2 protein-coding genes are annotated in these 2,373 nt (G+C 64.4%); both read left to right on the top strand.

All coding sequences use genetic code 11. From position 1 onward, the window contains the following. Window positions 1-1,342, top strand: a 1,342-nt coding sequence (locus tag EOA86_RS30910) for a TRAP transporter large permease subunit (RefSeq protein ID WP_128345082.1), incomplete at its 5' end; no start/stop codon positions are given. Window positions 1,343-1,361: 19 nt separating this feature from the next. After that, window positions 1,362-2,373 (top strand): zinc-dependent alcohol dehydrogenase family protein (locus EOA86_RS30905; RefSeq protein ID WP_128345080.1); only part of this gene is annotated, 1,012 nt, incomplete at its 3' end.

The raw sequence follows: 2,373 nt of genomic DNA, 5'->3' as shown, positions 1-2,373 counted from the left end.
GCTGCAGATCATGATGCGCTACGGCTATGACCGCCGTGTGGCGTCCGGCGTCATTGCGGCGTCGGGCACGCTCGCCCAGATCATTCCGCCCTCGCTGGTGCTGATCGTTCTGGCCGACCAGCTCGGCCGCTCGGTCGGCGACATGTATGCGGGCGCGCTGATCCCGGGGCTGGTTCTGACCGGCCTCTATACGCTCTACATCCTGATCATGTCGATTGTCCGGCCGAAGTCGATGCCGGCCCTGCCGCTCGAGGCCCGCACGCTCGGCCACGGCATCCTGTCGTTGCTGGTCGCGCTGCTGACGGCAGTCGTGGTTTGCTACGCGGCGTATCGCTATCTTGCGCCGTCGCAGGGCCAAAACGCCGACATTCTCGGCGCCACCATCGGCGTGGTTTTCATCTACGTCGTGGCGATCGCCGACCAGCGCCTGAAGATCAACATGGTGTCGCGGCTGGCGCAGCAGGTGATCATCGTGCTGATTCCGCCGCTGGCGCTGATCTTCCTGGTGCTGGGCACCATCTTTCTCGGCATCGCCACCCCGACCGAGGGCGGCGCCATGGGCGCCGTCGGCGCGCTGATCATGGCGGCGATGAAGGGGCGGCTGTCGCTGGACGTGATCAAGCAGGCGCTGGCGTCGACGACGCGGCTGTCGTCCTTCGTGCTGTTCATCCTGATCGGCGCGCGTGTGTTCTCGCTCACCTTCTACGGCGTCAACGGCCATATCTGGGTCGAACACCTCCTGACATCGCTGCCGGGCGGCGAAATTGGCTTCCTGATCGGGGTGAACATCCTCGTGTTCTTGCTCGCCTTCTTCCTCGACTTCTTCGAGCTCGCCTTCATTATCGTGCCGCTTTTGGCGCCGGCCGCCGACAAACTCGGCATCGACCTGATCTGGTTCGGCGTGCTGCTCGGCGTCAACATGCAGACCAGCTTCATGCACCCGCCCTTCGGCTTCGCGCTGTTCTACCTGCGCTCGGTCGCCGCCCGGGTGCCCTATCTGGATCGCCTCACCGGCAAACAGATCGCACCGGTGACCACCGGCCAGATCTATTGGGGCGCGGTTCCCTTCGTTTGCATCCAGGTCATCATGATCGGCCTGACCATCGCTTTCCCGCAGATGGTGATGCACTACAAGGGCACGCCAGTCGACCCGGGCACGATCGATTACCAGGTACCGGAAACGCCGGGCCTGTCGCCGCTTGGCATACCGCCGGCGGATGGCGGCACGGCGCCGACCGCGCCTGCACCGGACCTGTCGCAGCCGCCGAATTTCGGTGAAACGCCGCCTGCCAAGCCAGCAGCGCCAGCACCCGATCTGTCCCAACCACCGAGTTTCAATTGATGCCGGAGGCGCAACAGAGATGAAAGCGGTGCGGCTGGAGGGCGTGGGCAGCATTGCCCTGCGCGAGGTCGGCAAACCGGCCGCCGGGCCGGACGATCTCCTGGTGCGGATCGAGGCATGCGGCGTCTGCGGAACCGACCGGCATCTTTTCCATGGCGAATTTCCCTGTACGCCGCCGGTGACGCTCGGACATGAATTCTCCGGGATCGTCGAAGCGATTGGAACCGGAGTGTCCGGCTTTTCGGTCGGCGATCGCGTCACCGGCGATCCCAACATCGCCTGCGGGAGCTGTCCGCACTGCCATGCCGGTCGCATCAATCTTTGCCATAATCTGATTGCCATCGGCATCCGCCGCGACGGCGGCTTCGCCGAATATGTCGTGCTGCCCCAGAAGCAGGCCTTCTCCCTTCCGAAAGACCTGAAGCCGACGCATGGCGCGTTCTGCGAGCCGCTTGGCTGCTGCCTGCATGGCTTGGACCTGGCGCAGATCAGACCCGGCTCCTCGGTCGCCGTGCTTGGCGGCGGCGTGATCGGCCTGCTCACCGTGCAACTGGCGAGGCTTGCCGGCGCGACGACAATCATCCTATCGACGCGCCAGGCCTCGCGGCGTGCCCTCGCCGAAGAATTGGGCGCAACGGCGACGGTCGACCCAAGCGCTTGCGATATCATCGACACGGTCGTCGGTGCGTCGGGCCTGATGCCAGGCGGTGTCAATGTGGTGTTCGAATGTGCTGGCGTAAGAGAGACAGTCGAGCAATCGATGCGGCTGGCCAAAGCCGGCGGGACGGTTGTCGTCGTCGGCGTGATGCCTCAAGGCATGAAGGCCGAGTTCGAACCTTTCGACCTGTTGTTCCGGGAATTGAGGGTCCTGGGCTCGTTTCTCAATCCGTTTACGCATCGCCGGGCCGCCGATCTCATCGCCTCGGGTGCGATCGAGATCGACAAGCTCATCTCACGGCATGTGACGCTTGAGGAGGCGGCTGCGGTGATCGCCAATCCGCCTGCGCCAGGCGAAGTCAAGGTGCTGGTTG

The organism is Mesorhizobium sp. M5C.F.Ca.IN.020.32.2.1 (assembly GCF_004023105.1).
Classification (GTDB): domain Bacteria; phylum Pseudomonadota; class Alphaproteobacteria; order Rhizobiales; family Rhizobiaceae; genus Mesorhizobium; species Mesorhizobium wenxiniae.
This window is presented reverse-complemented; position numbering and strand designations above follow the sequence as displayed.